This is a genomic window from Morganella morganii, from assembly GCF_019242955.1.
Lineage (GTDB): Bacteria > Pseudomonadota > Gammaproteobacteria > Enterobacterales > Enterobacteriaceae > Morganella > Morganella sibonii.
The window spans coordinates 3133444-3157005 of record NZ_CP066129.1; the positions used below are offsets into that span (position 1 = coordinate 3133444).

Below are 23562 nucleotides of genomic sequence, written 5' to 3' on the forward strand. Positions count from 1 at the left end.
ACATGTATGGAAATCAGTCTGTTACAAGCTATCGCTCTCGGGCTGGTAGCCTTTATTGCCGGATTGGATCTGTTTAACGGGCTCACGCACATTCACCGTCCGGTGGTGCTGGGGCCGGTGGTCGGTCTGATCCTCGGCGATCTCAATACCGGGATACTGACCGGCGGGACGCTGGAACTGGTCTGGATGGGGCTCGCACCGCTGGCCGGCGCCCAGCCGCCGAACGTAATTATCGGTACGATTGTCGGGACGGCCTTTGCTATCTCCACCGGTGTCAAACCGGAAGTGGCGGTCGGTGTTGCGGTACCGTTTGCCGTGGCGGTTCAGATGGGGATCACCTTCCTGTTTTCAGTCATGTCCGGTGTGATGTCCCGCTGTGACAAAATGGCGGCCAATGCGGATACCAGAGGGATTGAGCGCATCAACTACCTCGCACTGCTGGCGCTCGGTACGTTCTATTTTCTCTGTGCCTTCCTGCCGATCTATTTCGGGGCAGATCACGCCAAAACCCTGATTGATGTACTCCCTGCACGCTTAATTGACGGACTGGGTGTTGCGGGCGGCATTATGCCGGCCATCGGGTTTGCCGTCCTGCTGAAAATCATGATGAAAAATGCCTACATTCCTTATTTCATTCTGGGATTTGTCGGCGCCGCCTGGCTTCAGTTACCGGTTCTGGCTATCGCCGCTGCCGCACTGGCGATGGCAATGATCGATTTCGTCCGCAAACCGGCAGAAAGCGAACCGGCACAACCGTCACACGAGGAATTTGAAGATGGCATCTGAAAAAAATCATTCATCTGCCGCAGAAGCGGAAACCTTACTGCCTGCGGACTGTAATCAGGATGTGTATGAAGACCAGAGCACCGGCGCGGAACTGACCCGCAAGGATATCAACAGAGTCGCGTGGCGCTCCCTGCTGTTACAGGCTTCCTTTAACTACGAACGGATGCAGGCCGCGGGCTGGCTGTACGGACTGCTGCCCGCACTGAAAAAAATCCACACCAATAAACGTGACCTGGCACGCGCCATGAAAGGCCATATGGGATTCTTCAATACCCACCCTTTCCTGGTAACCTTTGTTATCGGCATCATCCTGGCGATGGAACGTTCCAAACAAGACGTGAACAGTATTCAGAGTACCAAAATTGCTGTTGGCGCACCGCTGGGCGGGATCGGCGATGCCATGTTCTGGCTGACACTGCTGCCTATCTGCGGCGGTATCGGTGCCAGTCTCGCATTGCAGGGCTCTATTCTCGGTGCCGTGGTCTTCCTGGTGATGTTTAACGTCGTGCATTTCGGCCTGCGTTTCGGCCTGGCGCACTATGCTTACCGGATGGGAGTTGCCGCCATTCCGCTTATCAAGGCTAATACCAAAAAAGTCGGTCATGCGGCCTCGATTGTCGGGATGACCGTGATCGGTGCCCTGGTGGCGACTTATGTCCGGCTTTCAACCACGCTGGAAATTACCGCCGGTGATGCAGTGGTCAAATTACAGAGTGATGTGATTGATAAGCTGATGCCTGCTTTTCTGCCGCTGGTCTACACCCTGTCAATGTTCTGGCTGGTGCGCCGCGGCTGGAGCCCGCTGCGTCTGATCGTACTGACGGTGGCGCTGGGTATCATCGGCAAATTCGCCCATTTCCTGTAATTAAGAGGAGCAACTGATGCCGGGAATTATTTTATGTGGTCACGGGGGCTTTGCCTCCGGACTGGAAAAAGCCATGTTACAGATTATCGGGGAACAGGACGATTTTGCAGCGATTGATTTTCCGGCAGAATCCACCACCGCCCGTCTGACACAGGAACTGGAAGCCGCACTGGCGCTGATGTCACACTGCGACAGCGTAATTTTCCTGACCGATATCCTCGGCGGCACCCCGTTCCGGGTAGCGGCCACGCTATCACAGGGCCGGGAAGACCGCGAAGTAATCACCGGCACCAACCTTCAGCTGCTGCTGGAAATGGCACTGGAGCGGGATTCTCTCTCTCCGGCCGATTTCCGCCGTGAAGCTCTGGCCTGCGGGCACCGGGGATTAACCAGTCTGACGGATGAATTACAGCGGGAACGCTGCTGTGAAACGGAGGACGAAGGCATATGATTCAGCAAATCCGCGCCCGTCGTGTACTGACAGAATACGGCTGGCGGGAAAATCAGGCGGTGGTGGTGTCAGACGGCATTATTACCGCTATCACACCGCTGGCGGCAAAAGAGACACAGTTTGACGCTGAGCAGCTCTGCCCCGCCTATATTGATATCCATGTCCACGGCGGACAGGGTATGGATGTGATGGATGATAATCCGCAGGCACTGAAAACTATTGCGGTATTTAAGGCACAACAGGGCGTCGCCGCCTGGCTTGCTACCACCGTGACCGCCCCGCTGCCGGATCTGCGCAGCACTCTCGCGCGGATCGCCCGCTACTGTCAGCAGCAGACGATAACAGAACCGGTGGCGGAAGTGCTCGGCAGTTATCTGGAAGGCCCGTATTTCACACCACAGAACAAAGGCGCACACTCACCGGAGCTGTTCCGTGAATTACACATCAGTGAGCTGGATACCCTGATTGCCGATGCGGAAGGCACACTGAAAGTGGTCGCGCTGGCACCGGAAAAAACGGAGGCGCTGAATGCTATCCGTCACCTGAAACGGCGCGGGCTGAATGTGATGCTCGGCCACAGTGCCGCCACGTATGAGCAGACTCTGGCGGCTCTCGATGCCGGGGCTGACGGGCTGGTTCACTGTTTCAACGGCATGACCGGCCTGCATCACCGCGAACCGGGCATGGCGGGAGCGGGATTATCCGACCCGCGGGCCTGGCTGGAGCTGATTGCTGACGGGCATCATGTACATCCGGCAGTGATGAGGATTGTTTGTCAGTGTGCCGCGCACCGCACAGTGCTGATCACCGATGCCATGCGGGCGGCCGGACAACCGGACGGCATTTATGATATCTGCGGCCATGATGTCACCATGAAAGCGGGCATTGTCCGGACCGCCTCCGGCGGCCTCGCCGGCAGTACCCTGGCACTGGATGACGCCGTCAGCAGGATGATTACCGCAACCGGTACACTGCCGGAAACCGCCATCCGCATGGCCTCCCTGCAACCGGCACAACTGCTGGGGATCACCGCGACGCACGGCAGTATCTCCCCCGGGAAACGGGCGCATTTCAATGATCTGAACAGTGACTGGCAGGTAATACAAACCTGGATCCACGGACAGCCGGTACGCTGATTTCCTTTCATTATGAGGCGCAGTTCTCCCTGCGCCTTTCTTTTCCTTGTGTTTACCCGCCGAAGGTTTTTATATAACCATCTAATAAACAACAGCTTAATCATTTCACCTGTGGTGCAAATCACACTTTTCGTTTTCTTTTTATTACTGCATTGATCCTTTGTTTTCCTTACTGTAAATTGAAGTGAAACCTCAAAACGAAACCAACCGAAAGGCAATGACCGATCGTACGATCTTTTGATTCATTTCACTTTCGGCTGAACGTCATGTAAAGGATGAAGCTATGCACGACCCTCTTTCTGCCGCCACACCCCGCTATTCCACCTGGACGGAAACGGAGATCCGCCAGCAACCTGATTACTGGATGAGTGCATTACACTCAATCGACTCACAACGCGCACAGCTGGATGCCTTTCTCGCACCGCTGCTGGCTCAGGACAACCTGCGCATCATTCTGACCGGCGCCGGAACCTCCGCCTTTATCGGTGAGATGATTTCTCCCGTACTGCGCCGCCTGACCGGTAAAAATGTCAGCGCGATCCCGACAACCGATATCGTGACCAATCCGGCGGATTATCTGCCTGAGCAGCAACCGGTACTGCTGGTTTCCTTTGCCCGTTCCGGTAACAGCCCGGAAAGCGTTGCCGCGTTTGATCTTGCTAATCAGTGTGTTGCCCGCTGTTCTCACCTGGTGATCACCTGTAACAAAGACGGTCATCTGTATCAGCGCGTACAGGGCAGTGATAACGGTTTTGCCCTGCTGATGCCGCCACAGACTAATGATAAAGCCTTTGCCATGACCAGCAGCATCACCTCCATGATGTGCAGCTGCCTCGCCGCCCTTGCCCCGCAGACGTTCAGCACCAAACGTTTTGCCGTTGTCGCACAGCGGGCACGGGATATTCTTGCCGCACATGGCAGCAGTGAACAGATTCTGCCGGGCAATGATACTTTTAAGCGCGTGGTTTACCTCGGCAGCGGCAGCTTTCAGGGGCTGGCGCGGGAATCCGCCCTCAAACTGCTGGAACTGACCGCCGGGCAAATCGCCGCCTTTTATGACACCCCGACCGGCTTCCGTCACGGCCCTAAATCGCTGGTGGACGGCGACACCCTGGTGGTGGTGTACATCTCAAACCAGCCTTACACCCGTCAGTATGATTTGGATCTGCTGGCCGAACTGCGCCGCGACCGGATCGCCAGACAGGTCGTGGCAATCGCCGATCAGCCTGATGACGCCATCAGTGCCGGAACACACTGCTATCTGCCTGCCGGTGACGCCCTCAGTGACGCGGAACTGCTGTTCTGCTTCCTGCCGTATGCACAGTTATTTTCCCTCAGTCAGTCCGTCAGAACCGGTATCACACCGGATACCCCGTCTGCCAGCGGGACAGTTAACCGCGTTGTTCAGGGCGTGATTATTCATCCCTGGAATAACCAGAACACAGGAGCGTAATCATGGGGATCATCTCAACCAAATATCTGCTCACACACGCACAAACCAACGGCTATGCGGTTCCGGCGTTTAATATTCATAACGCCGAAACAATTCAGGCCATCCTGGAAACCTGTGCGGAACTGCGCGCACCGGTGATTCTGGCGGGTACGCCGGGCACCTTTAAACACATCAGTTTCCCGGAGATCTATGCACTGTGTGATGCCTATTCCCGCTCGTTTTCCATGCCGGTCGCGCTGCATCTTGACCATCACGAAACCCTTGACGATATCCGTACCAAAGTCGGCCAGGGTGTGCGCAGTGCCATGATTGACGGCAGCCATTTCCCGTTTGAGGAGAATGTCGCGCTGGTCAAATCCGTGGTGGATTTCTGCCACAGTCAGGATTGCAGCGTGGAAGCGGAGCTCGGCCGTCTCGGCGGCGTCGAGGATGATATGGATGTGGATGCGGAAAGCGCCTTTCTGACCTCCCCGGATGAAGCGCGCCGTTTTGCACAACTGACCGGCATCGACAGCCTGGCAGTCGCTATCGGCACCGCTCACGGTCTGTATACCAGCCGTCCGAAAATCGATTTCGCCCGGCTGGAAAAAATCCGCAGTATCACGGATATCCCGCTGGTACTGCACGGTGCAAGTGATGTGCCGGATGCGGATGTCCGCCGCACCATTGAGCTGGGGGTGTGCAAAGTTAATGTCGCCACTGAGCTGAAAATTGCCTTTGCCGGGGCGGTCCGCGCGTGGTTTGCGGAAAATCCGGACGGCAATGACCCGCGCTATTACATGCGGGTCGGCATGGATGCGATGAAAGCGGTTGTCCGCGATAAAATCAGAGTCTGTGGTGCGGAAGATCAACTTCTGTAACCCGTCAGGCGGCACTGTGTTCCCCCGCAGTGCCGCCTTTTTCATCTGCGAAAAATAATAAAAAACAACAATAAAAAAGACTGTTCCGTAACACCCCTTAACCAATAATTTATAAAGAAGCTGAGGAGTACCCTACGATGTCGCAGGAAAAGTCGTTTAAATCCAAACTCTGGGAATTTTTTCAAAGTCTCGGGAAAACCTTTATGTTTCCCGTCTCATTACTGGCTTTCATGGGGTTATTACTCGGGATAGGCAGTTCAGTTACCAGTCCTTCCGCTATCAGCAGTTTTCCGTTTCTCGGCAATGAGTTTGTCCAGCTGACCTTCGGATTTATGGCGATGGTCGGCGGTTTTGCCTTTACCTATCTGCCGGTGATGTTTGCGATGGCCATTCCGTTCGGCCTGGCAAACCGTAACAAAGCAGTCGGTGCCTTTGCCGGATTTGTCGGCTATATGCTGATGAATATGAGCATCAATTATTACCTGACCGTCACCCACCAGCTTGCCGACCCGGCGATGATGAAGCAGGTCGGGCAATCCGTGGTTCTCGGTATCCAGACCCTCGAAATGGGCGTGCTGGGCGGGATTGTGGTCGGCGTTATCACTTATTTTCTGCATGAACGTTTCCAGGATACCGTTCTGCATGATGCTTTTGCGTTTTTCGGCGGCATCCGTTTTGTGCCGATTATCACCGCACTGACGATGTCTCTTGTCGGCCTGGCGATCCCGTTCCTGTGGAAATATGTTGCCATGGGAATTGCCGGGATCGGCCATATCATTCAGAGCACAGATGTTTTCGGCCCGTTCCTGTACGGTGTCGGTGTACTGCTGCTAAAACCGTTCGGACTGCATCATATTCTGCTGGCGATGGTGCGTTTTACCCCGGCCGGCGGCACGGAATTTGTGGACGGCTATGAGATTGCCGGAGCACTGAATATTTTCTACGCCGAACTGAAAGCCGGACTGCCGTTCAGCCCGCATGTCACCGCTTTCCTGTCACAGGGCTTTATGCCGACCTTTATCTTTGGTCTGCCGGCTGTCGCCTACGCTATCTACCGCACAGCAAAACCGGAGAACCGTCCGGTGATCAAAGGATTATTACTGTCCGGGGTCCTGGTTTCCGTCGTCACCGGGATTTCCGAGCCGATTGAGTTCCTGTTCCTGTTTATCGCGCCGGTGCTCTATATTTTCCACATTATTATGTCCGGTCTTGCCCTGCTGGTGATGGCACTGCTCGGTGTGACGATCGGTAACACCGACGGCGGGATTCTGGATCTGCTGATCTTCGGCATCATGCAGGGGACCGCGACCAAATGGTATCTGGTGTTCCCGGTCGGGATTATCTGGTTCGCTATCTACTTCTTTGTTTTCCGCTGGTACATTCTGAAACATGACGTCAAAACGCCGGGCCGTGAAGATGCCGCTGACGGGGCGGAACAGGCGGTGAAAGCCAATACAAAAGCGCGCGGCAAAGCTAAATACGATCACAATCTGATCCTCACCGCACTCGGCGGCAAAGAGAATATTGATTCGCTGGATAACTGTATCACCCGCCTGCGTCTGGTGGTGAAAGATATGGATAAGGTGGATCAGAAAACACTGAAAGATGCCGGTGCACTCTCCGTTGTGGTGCTGGATGCCCATAGTGTGCAGGTGATTATCGGCCCGCAGGTGCAGAGTGTGAAATCCGGTATTGAAGCCTTAATTTAACAGGAACTGAGCATGTACAATTTTGATGAAATAATTGAGCGCAAAAGTGACCGCTGCCGGAAATGGGATCATCAGTATGTCTGCTCCCGCTTCGGGGATGTCCCGCAGGATTTCATTCCGCTGTGGATAGCCGATATGGATTTCAAATCCCCGCCCGCGGTGATTGAGCGGTTCACGCAGGTGGCACAGCACGGTACCTTCGGCTACACCTGGTGCTTTGATGAATTTTACGATGCGGTAGTCCGCTTCCAGGCACAGCGTCATCAGGTTACGGTTCAGCCGGAGTGGGTGACACTCAGTTACGGCACCGTGTCCACCCTGCACTACCTGGTGCAGGCATTTTGTCAGCCCGGCGACTGTGTGATGATGAACACACCGGTCTATGATCCGTTCGCCCACGCGGTAACCCGCCAGAATGTCACGGTGCTGACTAACCCGCTGGTGGCGCGGGATAACCGCTATCATCTTGATTTTGAGCATATTGAGGCGCAAATGCGCGAGCACCGGCCGAAAGTCTGGCTGTTCTGCTCGCCGCACAATCCGTCCGGTCGTATCTGGACAGCGGCAGAGATCAAACAGGTATCGGATTTGTGTCTGCAATACGGTGTGCTGCTGGTGATTGATGAAGTGCATGCGGAACATGTGCTGTACGGCAGCTTCACCGGTTGTCTGCGCCCGGGATGTGCCGCGCCGGAGAACCTGATCCTCCTGACGTCCCCGAATAAAGCCTTTAATCTCGGCGGACTGAAAACCTCTTACAGCATCATTCCGGACCCGGCACTGCGGGCACAGTTCCGGCGTCAGCTGGAGAAAAACTCGATTACCTCACCTAATCTGTTCGGGATATGGGGCATTATTGAGGCTTATAACAACAGCACGGACTGGCTGGATGAACTGAATGATTATCTGAGAGGCAACGCAGATTATCTGGCACAGGCCGTGGCGGATTATTTTCCGGACTGGCAGATGATGCAGCCGGAGTCTTCTTACCTCGCCTGGATTAATATCAGTGCCACCGGACGCACAGCAACGGATCTGACACACGAATACGCCCGTAAAACCGGTGTGGTGGTTGAGGATGGCAGTCACTATGTGGCGGATGGTGAACAATACCTGCGGATTAACTTCGGCACGCCGCGTTCACTGCTGGAGGAAGCGGTAAAACGTCTGAAAAACGCCGGCTGACAGAAAAAAAATTGGCGACCTTGCTGTATTCCGTCAACAGGGTCGCCATAATTACCGATGTTTTACCTTATACTAACAACACTTAACTACTCTGATTTGTCATGCGCACTTCAGCGAAAATCCATTTTCATCAGAGCATCAGGGCATGACACCTGTCAGCTCTTACTTCCCTGTAACGGTAAATTCCTTTTACCGTCCCCTTCCCGGGGCAAATCCGTTTATTACCTGTGGTGATAAAACACAGGCTCCCTGATAATACATCCGTGTGGTAAATCCGTTTACACCGGACGACCTTGTCCGGTAACTTCCGTTTATGTCCCTGAGAGATATATCCTTATATCCTGCTAAATCATTAAAAAATAATTCCTTTATTTTTTAAGATAATAACGTGTCGGTCAGGTTATATTCGCATCCTTGCGGACATATTGGCTTATAACGTTCCTGTTATAAGAAACATCTGTAATAACTGCAATTTTTAATATTTCAGTGAAATGCATTAAGACTAATTTATAATTCACATCCGGCGTGACATTATAAAAAATACTCAGGCACGTCATTAAATCTGAGGGTAATAACGTGAACACAATATCAATTTACATTTAAAAAACCCAAAGACCAATAGGAAAACACTCAATTTAAATCAGGTTCTTCACATCTCTTATATAAGATATATATAAATAACATCTCTTATTAGCGCTAAAGACTATCATCATAAAATATATCGTCAATAAGAAATGGATTAGCTTTATACGCAAGTCGTCATTTTCCCGTCGTTATTTCTTTTATTAATATTTCTTCTTCGTTCTCTCATAAAATAAAAAAACAACCACAACCCCCGCTGCGATATAAAAAACCAGCAAAAAGACGTGATATAGATAAAAAAACCGGAAATACGGATCATATGATTATTCTGATAAAATTTAAGGCCAAATTATTTCCTGAAACATTTTTATGTTTTTAGGATAAAACTCATTTTATGCGTAAACGGCGTTCTTATCAAAATACACATAATTTATTGATTATAATAAAAATATAATCCAGGTTACCGCATTCCTTTTTTTTGCAGCATATAATGGCATGGTTACAATGCAACAAAATAGCAACAACAATACATTAGTTTAAATAACTATTCACAGTAACACCACTTAATCCCGGTTAACCTCAGGCCATATTATTTAAGATGATAATACATTTTTAATTACCTTTCTTCATTTAATAAACCAATTCCTAATATAATTCCATTAACTGAAAATAGAAATATCTCATTTAAATAAAATCAATCAACAGAACGCCCGCCCGGGAATAGTCTCACTTTATCTGCCCTCCGGTTCCGGAACCGCTATTATCATTACCGTTTCATTATCAAAATGAGAGGATATCATTCTCATACTGCATAAATCCTGTTTGCCCCTCTTTTTATCCGCCCTGCTGACCACCGCGGAAAGCCTTTCGCAAATACCGGGTGATATATTTCACAAATCACCGGTGATTTAAGAGTTCTCTCACATTTCTGTTTCTTTGTCGCGCCGCTGGTTCAGTTATTGCTTTACTCCCTGTACCAACGATCCGCTGAGGCCGACGTATGACCTCTCATTCCATTTATTATAAAAGGAGAGAAGGATGTCAGATCTCAATCATCCAACCTCTGATCTAATCTATCAGCTGGACGACAAACCCCCGTTTTTCCAGGCCCTTCTTGGTGCGGTTACCCATTTATTGGCTCTGTTTGTTCCGATGGTCATGCCTGCCCTGATTGTGGGCAAAGCACTGGATTTATCTGCCGATACCACGGCTTATCTGGTATCGATGGTGATGATTGCCTCCGGAATCGGTACCTGGATACAGGTTCACCGTTACGGACCGATGGGCTCCGGCCTGTTATCCATTCAGTCGGTCAATTTTTCATTTGTCACTGCCATGATTGCTATCGGTACAGCCATGCGCAGTGACGGAATCCATGAAGAGCTGATTTTATCTTCTCTGCTCGGTGTTTCTTTCGCCGGTGCTTTCCTGGTTGTCGGTTCCTCTTTTGTTCTGCCTTATCTGCGCCGGATAATTACCCCGACGGTCAGCGGCGTGGTGGTGCTGATGATCGGTCTGAGCCTTATTAAGGTCGGGATTATCGACTTCGGCGGCGGGTTCTCCGCCAAATCGGCAGGCACATACGGCAACTATGAAAATATCGGCGTGGGATTGCTGGTTCTGCTGGTGGTAATCGGCTTTAACTGCTGCAAAAGCCCGCTGCTGCGGATGGGCGGTATCGCGATTGCCCTCGTGGCAGGCTACATTGCCTCCCTGTTTCTCGGTCTGGTGGATTTCAGCACCTATCAGAACATGGCCTTTATTACCGTACCGGTGCCGTTTAAATTCGGCTTTTCATTTAATTTCACCCAGTTCCTGGTGGTTGCCATTATCTATATCCTCAGTGTGCTGGAGGCGGTCGGTAACCTGACGGCAACGGCCATGGTATCCAACCAGCCGATTAAAGGTGAGGTGTATCAGAACAGGCTGAAAGGTGGTGTGATGGCAGATGGTGTCGTTTCCGTTATCGCCTCAGCCCTCGGCTCTCTGCCGCTGACCACCTTTGCCCAGAATAACGGCGTGATCCAGATGACCGGCGTGGCCTCCAGTTATATCGGGCGCTTTATTGCGGTGATCCTGGTGTTCCTCGGCCTGTTCCCGGGGATTGGCTGGTTCTTTACCACTATTCCGGCGCCGGTACTGGGCGGTGCGATGACACTGATGTTCTCGATGATCGCCATCGCCGGGCTGCGCATTATTATCTCCAACGGCCTGCGCCGCCGCGAAACGCTGATAGTGGCAACGTCTCTGGGTCTCGGGCTGGGTGTTTCCTATGATCCGCAAATTTTCAGTATCCTGCCGCCGTCTTTATATATCCTTGCCGAGAATCCGATTTGTGTCGGCGGTCTCACCGCCATTATCCTGAATCTGCTGATCCCTGTCGGACAACAGCGCAGTGCGGCCAATGAGGAAGAGCCGGATATGCTGGCAGACGAGCTGGAAGCCATGCTGGATATCCCGGATGCAGAGCGTGACCTGCCGGATATGGCCATGAGCGCGGAGAACAAACGCGTTATCTGACCCCTCTGATTTTTGCCCGTAAAAAAACCGCGATAATTGTCATTAATAATTATCGCGGTTTTGTTTTTACTGCGGTCTGTTATGCGTTACTGACCATCGCCTGCGGTGCCTGAGCCTGTTCATCGAACATACTCAGCATTTCGCGGGCGGCCTGACGACCTGCTGCCATGGCGGTGACCACCAGATCCGCGCCGTGCACCGCATCACCGGAAGCAAAGATTTTCGGATTGGAGGTTTGGTTGCTCATACGTCCATTACCGCCGGTTTTAATTTGTCCCCATTTATCCAGCTGAACATTATAACCACTGAGCCATGGCATCGGATGCGACTGAAAACCGAATGCCATAATCAGCACATCCGCACCGAGGATAAATTCAGAGCCTTCCACCGGTTTCGGACGGCGGCGGCCATCCGGCCCCGGATCACCGAGCTGGGTACGGATCAGCCCGATACCAGTGACAGCGCCCTCCCCGTTGCGGTCAATAAACTGCGGCTGCACGTTATAGAGGAATTCCACCCCTTCCTCGCGGGCATTAACCACTTCTTTCTTCGAACCCGGCATACTGGCCTCATCACGGCGGTAGGCGCAGATAACACTCTCAGCCCCGCGGCGGACAGCCGTACGCACGCAGTCCATCGCGGTATCACCGCCGCCGAGCACCACCACTTTTTTCCCTTCCACATCAATCCACGGATATTCATCCGCCACCGGCAACCCCATCACCTCACGGGTACTGGCGATCAGGAACGGCAGCGCCTGTACCACGCCCGGGGAATCCTCATGCTCCAGTCCGGCTTTCATCATGCCGTAGGTTCCGACTCCCAGCAGCACCGCATCATAGTCATTCATCAGGCGGCTGAACGGGATATCTTTGCCGATTTCACAGTTCAGATGGAAAGTGATCCCCATATCCGTGAAAATCTGCCGCCGCTGCGCCATCAGCTGTTTGTCCAGCTTGAACGGCGGGATCCCGAAAGTCAGCAGGCCGCCGATTTCAGGATGGCGCTCAAACACTTCCGCTTTCACCCCGGCGCGGGTCAGTACATCCGCACATCCCAGTCCGGCAGGACCGGCACCGATAATCGCAACGCGTTCCGGGCGGGGAACCACATCCTCCGCCACCGACGGCCGCCAGCCCATCTCAAAGGCCGTATCGGTGATATAACGTTCGATATTTCCCACAGTTACCGCTCCGCCGTGGTTACGCAGCGTACAGCGGCTTTCGCACAATCTGTCCTGCGGGCAGACCCGGCCGCAGATTTCCGGCAGTGAACTGGTCGAATTGCTCAGCTCCGCCGCCTCAATAATTTTGCCTTCGCGCACCAGACGGACAAAATCCGGAATAGAGTTGTGCAGCGGGCATGACAGGTTACACATCGCTTTTTGTGAGCAGTACAGGCAGCGCTCGCTTTCATAACCGGCACATTGTTCATTCAGCCCGATATAAATTTCACCGAAATGATTTTTACGCAGCGCCGCACTCTGTTTTTGTGTTCCTTCACGCGGCGGGCGTTTGAGGATCTCAAAACGGATTTCAGACTGGCGGGCACGGTTGTATGCCCCGGTGGCTGCCCGCATCAGACGGTCATTGCGCAGGATCACCAGTTTATGTTCATCCAGGATGCTGAGTGCGCTGGTCGGGCAGTTCGCCACACACGCGGGCGAGCCGCCGGTGGTATCACATAAATCGCACTTTTGTGCCAGTTCGAGTGAGTGATCAAAGGTCATCACCATTTCCATCGCCCCGAACGGGCAGACCAGCACACAGCTTTTACAGCCGATGCATTTTTCCTGATCCAGTTTGACAATATTGTCCGCCATATACAGAGCATCCACCGGACAGGCGGCGGCACAAGGGGCGTCTTCACACTGACGGCAGGTGACAGCGAGGCTGTCATTCTCTTTGAACATGACGCGGATACGGGGAGCGTAATCACGGCTGTCATGTGGCCAGTGGTGATCATTATGCGCGACAACGCAGGCAATTTCGCAGGCGTGACATCCGATACATTTCTGGCTGTCCGCAACTATACATTTGTTCATGTTCACCTATCGCTTTCCAGTTTTCAGTGTTGGTAACCATGCAATAACCGGGCACATCCGGCCTTTCTTAGTCTGTTTTATGGTCATTTTGCGGGGCGGGTCAAATTCTGCGGATGCAGGAAAGCAATAACACACGCGCAACAAGGTTACCGGATTTTTTTACTTTAACGGGGAGCGGGATTTGTTTTTTTGACCTGACGCGGTCTTAAGCGGAATAAAAAAAATTGAATCGTATCAGCTGGTAACAGGCGCTTCCTTTTGCAGAAGCGCCTGTGAATCCCGGGAATTTATCTGAACAGATCAGACACCCGGCGCCATCGCCAGACCAATAAATAACCCGGCAATCGTCGCACTCATCAGGTTGGATAATGTTGCCGCCAGCAATGCACGGACCCCGACACGGGCGATATCAGAGGCCCGCTCCGGTGCTACCGCACTGAACGCCCCGACCACCACGGCAATCGAACCGAAGTTGGCAAAACCGCATAACGCAAAGGAGATCACGGCAATGGTTTTGGCATCGAGTGTGCCGTCCTGTAAATGCGGAGAGAAATCCACATATGCCACGAACTCGTTGATCGCCAGTTTTTCACCAATCAGACTGCCCGCCAGCGCAATGTGCTCACTGCTCACGCCCATCAGATATGCCAGTGGTGAGAAAATATAACCGAACAGGCTTTGCAGGCTGATCCCCTCAAAACCCATAACGCCGCCGAGGCCGCCAATCAGCCCGTTAATCAGGGCAATCAGTGCCACAAATGCCAGTACCACTGTCGCCACGCCGACCGCAATTTTCAGCCCGAGCATCGCACCGCCTGCCGCGGCCTCAATAATGCTGGCCGGACGTTTTTCACTGAACGAAATTTCGGTGAATTCCACGGTGGATTCCTGTGTCGCCGGACTTAACATCCGCGCAAATAAGATCCCGCCCGGAATCGCCATCAGAGAAGCTGCCAGCAGATATTCAATCGGTACGCCCAGTCCGGCGTAACCCACCAGCATTGATCCGGCAATGGAGGCCATGCCGCTGCAAATCACGGTGAATAATTCATTGTTATTCATCCGGCTGACAAAGGGTTTCAGTACCGCCGGTAACTCATTCTGACCGAGGAAAATGGTGGTTACTGCCGCAAAAGATTCTATCTTGCTGATTTTCATGGTCTTCTGGAAGACATACGCCAGAATATTAATCACCCAGCGCATAATGCCGAGGTAATACAAAATCGCGATCAGAGAAGTGATAAAGATAATGGCCGGTAATACGCGGAATGCGAAGATAAACCCGGCCCCGTCAAATAACACATCCATTTTCGGGCCGACCAGGCTGCCGAAAATAAAGGCGCTGCCCGCATCACTGTAGGCGATAACATTATTCACACCCGATGCGATGGTCTGAATAAACCATTTCCCCGCCGGGATATACAGCATGATGGCACCGAGTGCCACCTGTAACAGCAGTGCCGCGCCGACAGTGCGCAGACTGATTTTCCGCTTATTGACCGAAAAAAGAAATGCTATCAGTAATAAGACGCCGATCCCCGCCAAACTCCGTAATATATCCATAATCCGGCCCCGTGGTTATTATACTCATCAGTTGTATGCTGCAATGCCCGGTAAAGGCTGATTGTGAGATCAGCACCTTACCGGGTCATATGTTTCATCAGTTGTTATGACCGGCTACCGGTCAGCCGCTTACAGTTGCTGATAAGCGGACGCGATACGGGCTGCCAGTTTCGCGTTGTTAAAGACCAGCTCAATGTTGGAGTTCACACTGTTACCGCCGGTCAGTTCCGCCACGCGAGCCAGCAGGAACGGCGTGCTTGCTTTGCCGTTAATACCCTGCTCATCCGCTTCGCGTACCGCCTGTGCGATTGCGCTGTTGATGGTTTCTTCCGGCATCGCAAACTCATGCGGGATCGGGTTGGCAATCACCATGCCGCCGTTCAGGCCGGTCGCCCATTTGGCGTGCAGTGCTTTTGCCACGTTTTCCGGGGTTTCCATGCGGATGGTGACCGGGAATTCGCTTTCACGGCAGAAGAAAGCCGGTAATTTATCCGTCTGATAGCCGACAACCGGTACTCCGTAGGTTTCCAGATATTCCGAGGTCAGCCCCAGATCCAGAATGGATTTGGCACCCGCGCAGACAACCGCCACGTTGGTTTGCGCCAGTTCCTGTAAATCCGCTGAAATATCAAAGGTGTGTTCCGCACCGCGATGCACCCCACCGATCCCGCCGGTGGCAAAAACAGCAATCCCGGCCATTTCCGCGATAATCATGGTGGAGGCAACGGTGGTCGCACCGTGGATGCCCTGGGCGATCACAAACGGCAGGTCGCGGCGGCTCACTTTCATGACCTTGTGGCCTTCTTTGCCGAGCATCTCAATCTCATCATGAGACAGACCCGCTTTCATACGGCCGTTAATCACCGCAATCGTCGCCGGGATCGCACCGTTGTCGCGGATACGCTGTTCAACTTCCAGTGCCATTTTCACGTTGTCCGGATACGGCATACCGTGAGAAATAATGGTGGATTCCAGTGCCACAACCGGCTTTTTCTCCGCGAGCGCCTGTGCAACCTCAGGGGAAATATCCAGATATTCTGCGTTCAGTTGTTGAGTTTTCATGCTTGTGATTCCATTAGTTTGTGAACACTGTCTTTTGACAGACCGGGATTATTTGTCAGCTCGCTGGCGAGCGTCAGGGCGGAGCAGCCCTGGGAAAAACGGATACTCTGTGACAGCGGCTCACCTTCGAGCCAGCAGCGGGCAAGACCGGCCATCATGGCGTCACCGGCACCGGTCACATTGACAATGTGGACACTGAACGGCTTAGACCAGCCGTTTTCACCGTCCGCTTCGCTGTAATAAACGCCCTCGCCGCCCATACTCAGGGCGATGCGCTGCACGCCCTGTTCATGCAATGCATTAGCGGCACGTACCACATCCTGTTTATTCTCCACTTTGATACCGGTGAGAATTTCCGCCTCAAAGCGGTTGGGTTTCAGGGTGTGGATATGGCTGAGCCACGGCTTGATTTTGTTTGCCTTGAACGCGGAAACCGTATCGACAAAGACCGGTACATTACCGGCATTGGTAAACAGCCACTCCAGCGCGCCTTCTGACAGATTGCAGTCCGCCACCAGCACACCGGCGTGCCGGATCAGATCCCGGGAGGTCGCCAGTAACGCCGGGGTCAGTTTTTCCAGGATGCGCATATCATTAATGGCGGTGATCATCTCACCCTGCGGATCCAGCAGTGACAGATAGGTTGACGTGGTTTCCCCGTGCAGACGGTGCAGATTACTGACATTCACACCGGCCAGTTTTGCCTGTTCATACAGGGTGTTACCGTAGAAATCATCACCGATGACGGAGATAAAATGAGATTCACAGCCCAGCAGGGCAATATTCTGGGCGATATTGCGCCCGACCCCGCCGGGTGAACATTTGATATGACCGGGATTAGAATCTTCATACACCAGATTCAGGTCAGAATAACCACAAACATCCATATTGGCTGAACCGACAGTCACCACATAGCGGTGCTCGGAGAGGATGTATCCCTTACCCTTGATGTAGCCTTTATTCATCAGATTCATGATATGTCCGGCCACCGCAGAGCGGCTGATACCTAATACGCCGGCCAGTTCCTGCTGCGGAATGAGCGGGTCACGCCGGAGGATCTGAAGGATTTGTTTTTCTCGACTGGTCATAAGCGGACACTTGTTGGTTATTAAACATGTGCTTGTTTTATTTTTTGTCCGCAACAAAGTAAAGCAATGAAATAAAGATTTCGCCGGAATTTAAGTGGTGATCGTAAAATGAGATGAGTGGGTTTTCAGCATAAAAACAGGAGGGAGATCATGTTTTTTATATCATCAAAAATAAAATAAAAAACACAACGTAATAACCTTCAAAAAAAGGTGATTAATTTAAAAAATAATACGTATATCTATCAATCTGTTATATCACGGTTGTCACAATAACAAACATGTGTTTGTTTTCATGATCTTATAGAGAAATAACTGAAACGATCATTTTACCGTTACATAAATATCGTGATACATGTCAAACAAAAAAAGCAATACCAGAAATAAAAAAGATCGGATTTTGATTGCCGCAACTCCGCTTAACTCTCTCAGCTGAATCGCTTATTCTTATTTTATTTTGAACTGACACGATTAATCAAGTTTTATATTAATTTATTAATGAAATAACAAAACAGCCCGGAAACAACATCAGTTTCCGGGCTGTTGGTTTTATATTGCAGTGCAGCTTTCGCTTTTCTGTCAGTGATGAAGCATTTCGTGAACGATATCTTTTCCGCTCATCGTATAAGGGTAATAGGTCGGCCAGTTATCCAGCTGAGTCAGCAGTGCTTCCTGGGATTCATTACCCATATACAGGTGGAAATGACCCGCTTTTTCCGGTGCAATGATATGGTCGCTGAACTGGATATATTTCGGTGCATGGCTGTTTTTATCTTTACACTCAAACAGATAACGCGCCCCTTTCTTGCCGGAGGTGTAATTCAGTATCCGGTAACCGGCATACTGATACTCACACTGATCCACCTTATCCCCGTGATGGAATTCGATGATATTATTTTCAATACCAATCATATCCACATCGGTTTTATAGCCCTTTGTATAATAAGCGCGATACTCTTCTGCGGTTTTATCGCCGTTCTTCGCGGCTTTCGCCTGCATCACCGGGTCCAGCTCACCGCTGGCGAGGTAAGGCGCAACAGACTGCCAGACGCCATCCCAGTCGCTCAGCTGCCGGTCTTTGACATCCTTATCCGCAAAAACACCTTCTGCTGCCTTGCGCTGTGCTTCTGTCTGCGGTTTGTCGTGGTGATGGCCGTGTGCTGCTGCCGTACCGCTGAATAATCCCGCCAGTAACAGTAACGGGAGAACTGATTTAGCTGTCATAATCACCCCTGCACGGCTTTAAAACGCGGATTGGACTTACAAATCACATAAATACGGCCGCGACGGCGGACAATTTTACAGTCCGGATGGCGCTGTTTCGCACTTTTCAGTGAACTCAATACCTGCATCGGTTTTTCCTCTTCTTTTAATGTACAAAACGCCCGAAGCGCTTGGTAAAACGGGCCACATTCCCTTCCTGCGAGTGTGTTTTCTGTTTGCCGGTATAGAACGGGTGGGAGTGGGACGAAACATCCAGGGTGACATAAGGATACGTCTGCCCTTCAAATTCGATGGTTCTTTCCGTTCTGATGGTGGAACCGACTTTGAAATACACATCGGCTGCGGTGTCGTGGAAGATGACGGTCCGGTAATCCGGATGAATATCGGGTTTCATGGCTGCCTCATTTTGTTATGTTATATTATAACAATAATGATTTTTATCACTGTTGACCACTATTTTTTAACCCTGTTTTTTATACGGGAAAGGATTGCAATTGCAGAAAGAAAGGAAAAATAAATCAGATCAAAAGGATATAAAAACGGGCAGCCACCGGTGAATCCGGTGGCTGCCCGGGAGAAATACAGCGGTCAGAAATCAGCTCTCTGCCAGAAAATCGTTATCCTCCAGTACCCGCAGCGGCTCAATATCACTCTCTTTTTTGATAACCAGTGACGGGTCTGAACGCAGACAAACACCGCCATAGTGGCCGCCGACAGTAAAAGTACACATCTGGATATAGCGGCCTGCTACTTTCGGCAGACACCAGAGCTGCTGATAGACGTTTTCCTGCTCCCCGAAACGGCCGCAGGTTTCATCCAGCACGGTATCGCGGTGATCCACCAGCCCGATATTACTGCCGCAACGTCCGGCGATTGGTTTAACCGCATAGCCGGTCTGCCGCAGTTCATCACTGAGCTCAAACTCCGTATCCAGCAGATAAGGGTGGTGCGGAAACAGCGACCACAGGATCGGCAGAATCGCTTTATTGCCCGGGATCACCGTCCACAGCGGCTCAAATACCCGGATTTCCGGGCGCAGCAGCACATCAATCAGCCGCACATTATTTTCATGGCGCGGATGACCGGTACGGATAGGCAGCGCGGAGTATGTCCTGTCATTTTCACTCTCCTGCCGCAGTTGTTCCAGTGCCGTTTCCCACGCCCAGGTTTTCCAGACACACTTGAGCACGCGCCCTTCGCCGTCGATCACCTGTCCGCTTTCATTCCAGCTCAGTTCATCCAGACCGTGAATGATCCGGTATCCGTACCCTGCTGCCGTGATAGCCCGCGCCATATAGAGCGCATGGTAATCTTCTTCGCTGTCTTTATCCTGCATAATATGGATAAACGGCTTGGCTGACGTGTGTTTCCAGATATCCGCCAGCATCTCTGACAGACGTTCCCCCGGGTCCCAACCCTCTGTCAGTCCGCCCTGTTTCGCCCATTTTGGAATAATCCGCCCGGTTTCCGCATGGCAGGAGGCGGAATCCGCATTGTATTCATACACTTTCAGACCGCGTTCATCCATACAGAAATCCAGTCTGCCGGTCACCATATCGTGACGCCGGTTCTGCCAGGAGAGCCGCAGGCGCGGCCAGAGAATTTCAGGGATATTGAATAATTTCAGCAGATTGTCATCTTTCAGCACTTTTTCAGTAGCATGCAGATACATCAGATGGACTTCGTTGGTGGCCTGCATCAGAGCATTTTCAGCCGTTTCCGAAATCGTGAAATAGTCGTGCGGATCGGCATTCAGATTGTGGCCGTGATTGGCTTTAATATAGGCTTTTTCCATCGGATCGGACTCATCCAGCCATTTTCCGGTGAAATCCGCTTTTTCACCCAGCCGGGCAGCGTGGAGTGTCATCAGCGCCGGGTTCACCGCCGGCTCTGTCCACGCATATTCATCATCGATTGTCTGGATCATCCAGCCGAGAATATGTGTATCCGGAAACGTATCCGACAGCGTGTAGTAACCGTCTTTGACATGCATCGGCAGCTCACGGGTCCATTGCTGACCGCGCGGCAGTTTATGGTGGATGACATTCTGCTCCACAATCCGGACTTTATCCGCGCAGACCTGCGTGATCACCGCCACATGACCGGTGCGCTTAAATTCGCCCCCTTCCTGCCAGATAAGTAATGCCCCTGCTACCGGTGCCTGGTGACAGCCGTTTTTAAACGCCCTCAGCGGAAGGATACTGTCATCCACCACATGACGCAGAAAACGCAGGGAAAAAATCTCATACGCCATGCCGACATCGGTAAACACCACACCATAATTGAGATACAGGAAGCGGCGGGCAAATTCCACACACTGCCATTTGTATCCCATATATTCATTTCCGATATAACTGCGGAAAGAAATATCATCCTCTTTTTCTGCTTCCGTGATGGTATCGTAGTCAGAGGAATAGATAGCCACACCGCCGGGCGCATAGCCCAGTAATGTCCCGAAAGGTTCATGCTCCGTGATGATTCCGCTCATAGTACGGCCTTACTGATATTATTTAGATTACAATAGTTGCTCTTGATAATAATTCAGTATACGCCTGTCCATAAAAAAACACCGATGCTTTTATGCATCGGTGTCAATCATCATTTCGGGTTATGTCTGGTGAGACATATCACATTGCCGGACTTTCTTTTTTCGGATGATAACCGTTAAAAAACAGGTTCAGTACGACCGCGCTGACAGTGGCCAGCAGAATCCCGCTGTGCAGCAGCGGCTGTAAGAACATCGGCAGTTTGGCAAAGAAATTACCGGAGAGCGTTGGTGTCAGTCCCACCCCCAGACTGATCGCCACAATATAGAGATTGTAATTATTGCCGCTGTAATCAACACGGGACAAAATACGAATTCCTGTCGCCAGTACCATCCCGAACATCACCAGCCCCGCCCCGCCGAGGACAAACTGCGGAATGGAGGCTATCACCACCGCCATTTTCGGCAGCAGACCAAAGATAATCAGGATAAATCCGGAAACCACACACACCCAGCGGCTGTGAACTTTTGTCACCCCCACCAGCCCGACGTTCTGGGAAAATGAGGTATGCGGAAAACTGTTAAACAGACCACCGATAATGGTGCCGATTCCGTCCACCCGCAGCCCGCGCACAATATCGTCTTTTTCGACCGGACGGCCGACAATCTCCCCCAGTGCCAGAAACATCCCCATCGATTCAATAAAAACAATCAGCAGAACAACACTGAGGGTGATAATGGAGATCGGTTCAAATGTCGGCGTTCCCAGCGCCATCGGGGTAACCAGTTTAAACCAGGGGGCATCCGCATATCCGTCAAAGCTGACCTCATTGCACATCAGTGACAGCACAAAACCAAAGATAATCCCCAGTAATACCGAGATATTACAGAGAAAACCCTTACAGAATTTTGTGATAAACAGGATAGATAACAGAACGGCAAATGAGATGCCAAGGTAGAGCGGATGACCATATTCCGGGTTACCTTTGCCGCCGGCAGCCCAGTCGATCCCCACCTGCATGATGCTCAGTCCGATGGAGGTAATCACAATACCGGTAACCATATTGGGGAAAAGCGGCATCAGTTTCCCCATCAGCGGTACGATCAGTGTTGTCAGTACCCCCGCCGCAATGGTCGCCCCGAAAATCCCCATCAGGCCGATATCCGGGTTGGCGCCGATGGCCAGCATCGGTGTTACCGCCGCGAACGTAACAGACATAATCACCGGCAGACGGATACCGGCAAATTTTCCGATACCGATACACTGCAACAGTGTCACGATACCACAGCAAAACAGATCCGAACTGATAAGCAGTGTCACCACTTCCTTGCTCAGCCCCAGCCGGTCACCGATAACCAGCGGTACGGCCACGGCACCGGCATACATCACCAGCACATGCTGTAATCCCAGCATCATCAGTTTTCCTGCAGGTAATATTTCTTCAACTTCGTCAATAACGGGCTTAACCGGTTCCTGTGCTTGATCCACACTATGATTGCTCATGAAACAGACTCCCTTACAACCGGGACTCCCCGGCTTCGATTCGAAGATCTCGGAAAATGACCCCTGGCGTCAGGGTGTCTCACTATGATGACGAACCCGGCCCGGGTATCTGTTCATCATTTAAGCAATTGAGCAAAATTCAGACCAACGCGATTTTCTGTCAGCATAAATGCTGTTTTTCGTGACAGAATTCCGGTTTTTTGACGCACTTTCCCGATAAAAACGAGATACCCGCCGCATTTTTGTTATACCTGCAAAATGTCATTTTTCAGGCCGGACGATATAACAATCGATTGCCTTCTCAATTTAATAATCTCATTATCACAATGATAGCGGCTTATCGTCCGGAATATCCGCCGTAATACCTTCTCTGAAATGACGCGCACGAAACCCTTTCAGACGCAGGGAAATAACCGCATTTGCCGATAAAAAGCAATAAGCCCCTCTGCAATACGCCACAATTTCTTTATCATCCGGCAGTTGCGCAAGACAGTTTTCCAGTTGTTCAACCGGTATATTCACCGCTCCGGGCAGATGCCCGTCCTGATATTCCCGTTCCGGGCGGACATCAACCAGTAAAATCTGACCGGATTTCATACCCGCCACCAGCTCCGTTCCTGAAATCGGTGATAAATACTCTTCAGACAGCACATTCCGGTTCAGCCTGCTGCTCAGTTCATTCCGTGTATATTCAGACTGCAGTTTCAGGGCTGACAGCATATTCAGTACCGGGCCGTTTGCCAGGCGGTAACAGATATTTTTACCTTCCCGTTCACTCTCTGCTAATCCGGCTCTCTTAAGCTGCTGTAAATGTTGCGAGGTATTAGCCACACTCAGACCAACAACTTTTGCCAGTTTTTCCACAGAAAATGTGTCCCGGGCAAGATATTGGATAATGTTTATCCTGTGAGGATGGCTCAGTGCCCGGGCTAATTCAGCACATTCTGTTAATTGCTGCTCATCTAAGAGAGCCTTAATTGACATTATTTACCTCCGGTCATAACATTCAATTAATCAATTGAATGTTGAATTTATCATGTCTTTTATA

The 23562-nt window shown here is 51.5% G+C and carries 19 protein-coding genes; 9 read left to right on the top strand and 10 right to left on the bottom strand.

Annotated elements, in window-relative coordinates:
* The first annotated feature begins 6 nt into the window (after nt 1–6).
* The 9 genes from agaW (at nt 7) to JC793_RS14945 (ending at nt 11547) form a co-directional block, all read left to right on the top strand.
* The gene (gene agaW / locus JC793_RS14905; RefSeq protein WP_004237713.1) at nt 7–786 is read left to right on the top strand and encodes a PTS N-acetylgalactosamine transporter subunit IIC; all 780 of its coding nucleotides are present in this window, start codon (nt 7–9) and stop codon (nt 784–786) included.
* On the top strand, nt 776–1651 hold the full coding sequence (agaE, locus tag JC793_RS14910) for a PTS N-acetylgalactosamine transporter subunit IID (protein ID WP_046894576.1): 876 nt from the start codon (nt 776–778) through the stop codon (nt 1649–1651). Before agaW ends, agaE begins: the two co-directional genes overlap by 11 nt.
* Nucleotides 1652–1667: 16 nt before the next feature.
* Nucleotides 1668–2102 carry a PTS galactosamine/N-acetylgalactosamine transporter subunit IIA gene (gene agaF / locus JC793_RS14915; RefSeq protein ID WP_046894577.1) on the top strand — a complete coding sequence of 145 codons (435 nt, stop codon included), beginning with the start codon at nt 1668–1670 and terminating at the stop codon, nt 2100–2102.
* Nucleotides 2099–3238: an N-acetylglucosamine-6-phosphate deacetylase gene (gene nagA, locus JC793_RS14920; protein ID WP_218426544.1), complete on the top strand. Its 1140-nt coding sequence runs from the start codon at nt 2099–2101 to the stop codon at nt 3236–3238. Before agaF ends, nagA begins: the two co-directional genes overlap by 4 nt.
* A gap of 283 nt (nt 3239–3521) precedes the next feature.
* Nucleotides 3522–4691: an SIS domain-containing protein gene (locus tag JC793_RS14925; protein WP_218426545.1), complete on the top strand. Its 1170-nt coding sequence runs from the start codon at nt 3522–3524 to the stop codon at nt 4689–4691.
* A gap of 2 nt (nt 4692–4693) precedes the next feature.
* Nucleotides 4694–5551, top strand: a complete 858-nt coding sequence (gene kbaY, locus JC793_RS14930; protein WP_166708400.1) for a tagatose-bisphosphate aldolase subunit KbaY — start codon at nt 4694–4696, stop codon at nt 5549–5551.
* 137 nt (nt 5552–5688) lie between these two features.
* A complete protein-coding gene (malX, locus tag JC793_RS14935; RefSeq protein WP_052926922.1) occupies nt 5689–7260 on the top strand; it encodes a maltose/glucose-specific PTS transporter subunit IIBC in 1572 nt (523 codons plus the stop codon).
* Between the two features lie 12 nt (nt 7261–7272).
* Nucleotides 7273–8445, top strand: a complete 1173-nt coding sequence (locus JC793_RS14940; protein ID WP_218426546.1) for a MalY/PatB family protein — start codon at nt 7273–7275, stop codon at nt 8443–8445.
* A gap of 1620 nt (nt 8446–10065) precedes the next feature.
* Entirely contained in the window at nt 10066–11547 is a 1482-nt protein-coding gene (locus JC793_RS14945) for a nucleobase:cation symporter-2 family protein (protein WP_046894583.1), read from the top strand.
* Nucleotides 11548–11626: 79 nt separating this feature from the next.
* Here JC793_RS14945 and JC793_RS14950 read toward each other — a convergent pair whose 3' ends face one another.
* The 10 genes from JC793_RS14950 to JC793_RS14995 form a co-directional block, all read right to left on the bottom strand.
* Entirely contained in the window at nt 11627–13591 is a 1965-nt protein-coding gene (locus JC793_RS14950) for an FAD-dependent oxidoreductase (protein ID WP_218426547.1), read from the bottom strand.
* Between the two features lie 300 nt (nt 13592–13891).
* Complete coding sequence (locus JC793_RS14955) at nt 13892–15154, bottom strand: NupC/NupG family nucleoside CNT transporter (RefSeq protein WP_046894585.1); 1263 nt, start codon at nt 15152–15154, stop codon at nt 13892–13894.
* Between the two features lie 129 nt (nt 15155–15283).
* On the bottom strand, nt 15284–16216 hold the full coding sequence (locus JC793_RS14960) for a pseudouridine-5'-phosphate glycosidase (protein WP_166708404.1): 933 nt from the start codon (nt 16214–16216) through the stop codon (nt 15284–15286).
* Nucleotides 16213–17304: a PfkB family carbohydrate kinase gene (locus JC793_RS14965; protein ID WP_046894587.1), complete on the bottom strand. Its 1092-nt coding sequence runs from the start codon at nt 17302–17304 to the stop codon at nt 16213–16215. The genes JC793_RS14960 and JC793_RS14965 overlap by 4 nt, the downstream gene beginning before the upstream one ends.
* Before the next feature lie 576 nt (nt 17305–17880).
* Nucleotides 17881–18525 (bottom strand): metal-binding protein ZinT, encoded by a 645-nt coding sequence (gene zinT / locus JC793_RS14970; protein ID WP_166708406.1) that lies wholly within the window; start codon nt 18523–18525, stop codon nt 17881–17883.
* Nucleotides 18526–18527: 2 nt separating this feature from the next.
* Nucleotides 18528–18653 (bottom strand): type B 50S ribosomal protein L36, encoded by a 126-nt coding sequence (gene ykgO, locus JC793_RS14975; protein ID WP_004237696.1) that lies wholly within the window; start codon nt 18651–18653, stop codon nt 18528–18530.
* A 17-nt stretch (nt 18654–18670) separates the two neighbouring features.
* Nucleotides 18671–18919 carry a type B 50S ribosomal protein L31 gene (locus JC793_RS14980; RefSeq protein ID WP_024474782.1) on the bottom strand — a complete coding sequence of 83 codons (249 nt, stop codon included), beginning with the start codon at nt 18917–18919 and terminating at the stop codon, nt 18671–18673.
* Between the two features lie 201 nt (nt 18920–19120).
* On the bottom strand, nt 19121–21013 hold the full coding sequence (gene gss, locus JC793_RS14985; RefSeq protein WP_218426548.1) for a bifunctional glutathionylspermidine amidase/synthase: 1893 nt from the start codon (nt 21011–21013) through the stop codon (nt 19121–19123).
* A 139-nt stretch (nt 21014–21152) separates the two neighbouring features.
* Complete coding sequence (locus tag JC793_RS14990) at nt 21153–22514, bottom strand: nucleobase:cation symporter-2 family protein (protein ID WP_046894590.1); 1362 nt, start codon at nt 22512–22514, stop codon at nt 21153–21155.
* A gap of 321 nt (nt 22515–22835) precedes the next feature.
* Entirely contained in the window at nt 22836–23498 is a 663-nt protein-coding gene (locus JC793_RS14995; protein WP_218426549.1) for an ArsR/SmtB family transcription factor, read from the bottom strand.
* Nucleotides 23499–23562: the final 64 nt, after the last annotated feature.